The 5,253-nt window shown below is 63.8% G+C and carries 6 protein-coding genes; 4 read left to right on the plus strand and 2 right to left on the minus strand.

All coding sequences use genetic code 11. From position 1 onward, the window contains the following. Nucleotides 1-88: 88 nt before the first annotated feature. On the minus strand, nt 89-436 hold the full coding sequence (locus tag EOA60_RS17390; protein WP_128311661.1) for a methyltransferase: 348 nt from the start codon (nt 434-436) through the stop codon (nt 89-91). Between the two features lie 196 nt (nt 437-632). On the opposite strand from EOA60_RS17390, the gene EOA60_RS17395 reads away from it, so the two are divergent. From EOA60_RS17395 to EOA60_RS17405, 3 genes are read left to right on the plus strand one after another with little or no spacing between them, the layout of a single operon-like run. Next, nucleotides 633-1,310 carry a winged helix-turn-helix domain-containing protein gene (locus tag EOA60_RS17395; RefSeq protein WP_066991553.1) on the plus strand — a complete coding sequence of 226 codons (678 nt, stop codon included), beginning with the start codon at nt 633-635 and terminating at the stop codon, nt 1,308-1,310. A 56-nt stretch (nt 1,311-1,366) separates the two neighbouring features. Next, nucleotides 1,367-1,747 carry a YkvA family protein gene (locus EOA60_RS17400; RefSeq protein ID WP_095799568.1) on the plus strand — a complete coding sequence of 127 codons (381 nt, stop codon included), beginning with the start codon at nt 1,367-1,369 and terminating at the stop codon, nt 1,745-1,747. A gap of 4 nt (nt 1,748-1,751) precedes the next feature. Beyond that, nucleotides 1,752-3,131 carry a HAMP domain-containing sensor histidine kinase gene (locus EOA60_RS17405; RefSeq protein ID WP_095825124.1) on the plus strand — a complete coding sequence of 460 codons (1,380 nt, stop codon included), beginning with the start codon at nt 1,752-1,754 and terminating at the stop codon, nt 3,129-3,131. Between the two features lie 9 nt (nt 3,132-3,140). On the opposite strand, the gene EOA60_RS17410 is transcribed toward EOA60_RS17405, so the two are convergent. Then, nucleotides 3,141-4,007: a helix-turn-helix domain-containing protein gene (locus EOA60_RS17410; protein WP_095799566.1), complete on the minus strand. Its 867-nt coding sequence runs from the start codon at nt 4,005-4,007 to the stop codon at nt 3,141-3,143. 106 nt (nt 4,008-4,113) lie between these two features. On the opposite strand from EOA60_RS17410, the gene EOA60_RS17415 reads away from it, so the two are divergent. Then, nucleotides 4,114-5,253: ABC transporter substrate-binding protein (locus EOA60_RS17415; protein WP_164899370.1), on the plus strand; the 1,140-nt coding region annotated here is incomplete at its 3' end.

Below are 5,253 nucleotides of genomic sequence, written 5' to 3' on the forward strand. Positions count from 1 at the left end.
TTGGGCTTGCAAGCTTCCTCGTCTTCCCGTTCACCGCCGGCCGGGAGGCCGAGTTCCTGTCCGGCAAGTTCGGCGCCGCCTACACGGCCTATGCCGAGCGGACGCCGCGTTTCTGGCCGAATCCGATACCCACCGCTCCGATGATCGAGAAGAAATAGAGCGGATTGCGGCTCATCGAGAACGGACCGGAGACGACCAGCTCGTCGTTCTTCCTGCCGCCGACATAAAGAATGCTCCACAGCCGGCCGAGAAAGCAGACGAGCACGAAGCCGAAGCCGGCCGTCTCCATCAGCTCGTGTCCGCTCGAGCCCTCGCTGAGGAACGGCTTGGCAAACAGCAGCAAGACGATGGCCGTCACTGCGGCGACCTGGACGACGATCAGGCGCTTGTGCTGGTCGAAGGCCTTTGGCGCTGACTTGAGCGATGTGTAAGCCATTCGATTTGAGTCACTCCGGCCGGGCCAGCGCTCCCCTAACCTTTCTCGCGCCCGGCGGCGAGGTCTTCCCATTATTTTCGATCATTCTTACGAATTTGTAAGGACCCGGACAGGCCTGCGTAAGTCCGGCTTGTGGGAATGGGGCCTCGCCGATGCTACCGTGCCGCTTGAACTCGACACCGGACGATAGGCCAAGATGCGACTGCTGCTGGTTGAGGATGACCCAAGGACTGCCGACTACATCGTCAGGGGACTGAGCGAGGCCGGGCACGCCTGCGATCTCCTGCGCAATGGCCACGAAGCGCTCGCCGCGGCAACCCGCAATGCCTATGACGTCATCGTTGCCGACCGTATGGTCCCCGGTCTCGACGGCCTGTCGATGATCAAGGCGGTGCGAGCGGCGGGCATCAAGACGCCGGCGATATTCCTGACCTCGATCGGCGGCGTCGACGACCGGGTGGAAGGGCTGGAGGCCGGCGGCGACGACTATCTGGTCAAGCCCTTCGCCTTTTCCGAACTGCTTGCCCGCATCAACGCGCTCGGCCGGAGGCCGGCGGCGCAGGAGCAGAAGACCAGCCTTCGTGTCGCCGACCTCGAAATGGACCTGATCATGCGGCGCGTGACCAGGCAGGGCAGGACCATCGACCTGCAGCCCCGGGAGTTCAGCCTGCTCGAAGTGCTGATGCGCGGCGAGGGCCGGGTGATTACCCGCACCATGCTTCTGGAGCGCGTCTGGGACTTCCATTTCGACCCCAAGACCAGCGTCGTCGAAACCCATATCAGCCGGCTCAGGGCCAAGGTCGACAGGCCGTTCGACGTGCCGCTCATCCATACCGTGCGCAACACCGGCTACAGCCTGCACGCGCAGGGTTGACGATCCATGCCTGATCGCAGCTCGCGCCTCCGGCCGGCTGTCCGTATATAAGCGACATGGCGATGCTGGACTCCACAAGGCAATGGGCGCTTCGCATGAAGCGCGACGTCGTGGCGCTCTGGCTTGCCGCCCGCGATCCACGCGTCCCCTGGTACGCAAAGGTCGTGGCCGGCGCGGTCGCGGCCTATGCGCTGAGCCCTGTCGACCTCATTCCGGATTTCATTCCGATCATCGGCTATCTGGACGATCTTGTAATCGTTCCGCTCGGCATCCTGCTTGCGGTAAAGCTGGTTCCGGCCGGGCTCATGCGGGAATTCCGCGACACCGCCACGCGCAGCACCCGGCCGGTCAGCCTGACCGGTCTGATCTTCATGATTGCCGTCTGGATCGTGGCGGCCCTGGCCCTGCTATGGCTGTTCTGGCCGAGCCCCGCCTGAAACGATGAAGGAAGCACGCCCCAGCCTGCTGCGCAGCACGCCGTTCCGCCTGGCACTGACCTTTGCCTTCCTGTTCGTGCTCGCCTTCATCCTGTCCGGCGCGGTCGTCTATCAGCTGATGAGCGCCGATCTGGCGAGGCGGCTCGATAAGTCCATCAAGGAGACCTATTCGGTCGTTGCCCTGACCTATGCCGCCAACGACAAGGAGGATCTTGTCGCCTCGGTCAACAACAACGCCGACCTCAGCCCCGACAAGGACCAGCTTTTCTCGCTGACCGACCCCGCCGGCAACCGTCTGGCAGGCAATTTCACCGCCTCCGGCCTGCCCGACGGTTTCTCGATGTTCGCCGCCAGATTGCCGGGCGTGCCGCCCGACACGATGTACCGCGCCTATACCGGCGAGGTCGGCGGCAACAATCTGACGGTTGCCTTCTCGCTTGCCGAGACGGACGAGTTGAAGACCATCGTGCTGATGAGCTTCGGCTGGGGCACGCTGTTTATCACCGGGCTCGCCATTGCCGGCGGCGCCCTGCTCGCCTCGCGCGTCCAGCGGCGGCTCGACGGCATTGCCGCCACCATGGTCGACGTCTCGCACGGACGGCTCGACGCGCGCATCCCGTTGACCGGCAATGGCGACGACATCGACGCCGTGTCCACCCAGGTGAACGCAGCCCTCGACCGCTTGTCGGGCCTGGTCGACGGCATGCGGGAGGTGAGCGCCAACATCGCGCACGACCTGAAGACGCCGCTCAACCGCCTGCAGATGATCCTGGAGCAGGCTGCCGACAAGACCGCCTCCGGCGAGACCGTTTCAGCCGAGCTGGCCGATGCGCGCAGCGAAAGCCGGCAGATCAACGACACCTTCGATGCGCTGCTGCGCATCGCTCAGATCGAGGCCGGCGCGCGCAAGGCCCGCTTTGTCGATCTCGACGTCGGCAGTGTCGTCGACACCATCGGCGAGGTCTATGCCGACGTCGCCGAGGATGACGGAAAATCGTTGTCGACGACGCTCGTTCCGGACACCAAATGGTACGTCCACGGGGACCGCGACCTGCTGATGCAGATGCTCGCCAACCTAGTCGAGAACGCGCTCAGGCACTGTCCCCCCGGCACAGCGATCGAGCTGTCGGTGACAAAGCAGGGCGAGCGTGTCCTCGTCCATGTCCGCGACGATGGGCCCGGCATTCCGGCCGGCGAGCGCGAAAAGGTCTTTCAGCGGCTTTACCGGCTGGATTCCAGCCGCACGACGCCGGGCAGCGGCCTCGGCCTAAGCCTCGTCAAGGCGGTCGCCGACCTGCATGGCGCGTCGATCACGCTGGAGGACAACCATCCAGGGCTTGCCGTCATCGTCGACTTCCCCGCGGTGAGGGAGCCGGCCGCCTGACGGCGGGCTTCAGCGCACGCCCGCCCTGCGAAAATCGGAGGGCGACATGCCGGCAAGCTTGCGGAACGACTTGTTGAAGGCGCTGAGCGAGCCGAAGCCCGAGTCCATGGCGACCTTCAGCACATTGGCGCCCTCATGCATCAAAAGCGCCTGGGCATAGCTCAGCCGCAGCAGATTGACATATTCGTTGAGCGTCATGCCGGTCGATTTCTTGAACAGGCTCATGGCGTATTTCGGATGGATGTCGGCCGCCGCCGCGATGTTCACGCAGTCGATGTCGTAGAGGAAATTCTCGGCGATGAAATCGCACATGCGCCCGACATTTCGCGAGGACTGCTGGTCGAAGGCGCTGCCGGCGCCGTGTCCGGACGCGGTTGCCGGCACCAGCCGGTACGGCTCGAAGCGCACGCGCTCCAACCGCAAGAGCAGCTCGTTGACGGCGTGTTCGGCCTTGGCCGCATCGCCCGAGCGCGCATACTCGTTCCAGCGCTTGAAATTGTCGTTGTCGGACTGGTCGGTGGCATTCGTCACCAGCGTCGCGCCCGTCATCAGCCGATGCCGGACATCGGCCGGCAGATGCAGCCTGAAGAAATGCACCAGCGGCAGATGCGCGCCGGCATAGATGGCGTCATCGGTGAGATCATCCATCTGGTGCGGCAGCCCGCCCCAGAACAGGCACATCTCACCGGCAGAGAGCGCGATCTCATGCTCCGCCATGCGGTAGTGCACGCTGCCGCGCACGATGAAGTTGACCTCGACCTGGGCGTGCCAATGCGGCTTCAGCATCACCAACGGCTGGTTGTGGAACATCTGCAAGGCCAGCGGCAGGCCTTCGACGCTGCTCGCGCCTGGCTGGTAGAACGGACGCTGAGGCATCTTACTTTCCGCCAATTTCTTATTCCCTTTGTCGGGGACAAGCCTTCCGCGCCGCATAATCTAGCCAGGCTCACGGTGAGAGAGCAAACGAAATGGGAGGATTTCAATGCGCACCACACTGACCTGCGCCGCGCTTTTGCTTGCCCTGGGCTCCGGCCCCGCTTTGGCGCAATCCGGCGAACTCACGATCTGGAGCTGGAACATCGCCGCTTCGTCGCTGAAGGCCACCGTCGAAGGCTTCAACAAGAAGTACCCCGACATCAAGGTCACCGTTCAGGACCTCGGCAACCAGCCGACCTATGACAAGTCGATCGCCGGCTGCGCCGCCGGTGGCGTCGGTCTGCCCGACATCGTCTCGATCGAGAACGGCGAGGCCGAGAACTATTGGAGCCAGTTCCCGGACTGCTTCGTCGACCTGCACACGCTGGGCTACAGCGCGGAAGACCAGAAGAAATTCCCCGATTTCAAGCGCACCGAGCTCGAGGTCGGCGACAAGGCCTATGCGATGCCCTGGGATTCCGGCCCGGTCGCCGTCTTCTACCGCCGCGACTTCTACGAGAAGGCCGGTGTCGACCCCGCATCGATCAAGACCTGGGATGATTTCATCGCCGCCGGCAAGAAGATCCAGGCCGCCAACCCCGGCGTCATAATGACCAACGCCGACTTCAACGGCGATACCGAATTCTTCCGCATGATCTCCAATGAGCAGGGCTGCGCCTATTTCGCCGAGGACGGCCAGTCGATCACGGTCAACCAGCCGAAATGCGTCGACGCCATGACCAAGGTCAAGGAAATGAAGGACGCCGGCATCGTTTCTTCCGCCGACTGGTCGACCAAGATCACCAACAACACCGCCGGCACGGTCGCCACCCAGGTCTATGGCGGCTGGTATGAGGGCACGATCCGCACCGAATCGCCGAAGGAAAGCGGCAAATGGGGCGTCTACCTGATGCCGAGCCTGACCGCCGACGGCCCGCGCGCCGCCAATCTCGGCGGCTCCTCTTTGGCCATCACCTCGGCCAGCAAGAACAAGGAAGCGGCCTACGCCTATCTGAAATACACGCTGGAGACCAATGAAGGCCAGATCACCATGCTGAAGGATTTCGGCCTGGTGCCGTCGCTGATTTCCGCGCTCGACGATCCTTACGTCGCGCAGGGCCAGCCCTATTGGGGCGGCCAGGCGGTCTGGAAGGACATCCTCGCCACGCTGCCGAAGGTCGTCCCGAGCCGCGGCACGCAGTTCCAG

The organism is Mesorhizobium sp. M1A.F.Ca.IN.020.06.1.1 (assembly GCF_004023265.1).
Taxonomy (GTDB): domain Bacteria; phylum Pseudomonadota; class Alphaproteobacteria; order Rhizobiales; family Rhizobiaceae; genus Mesorhizobium.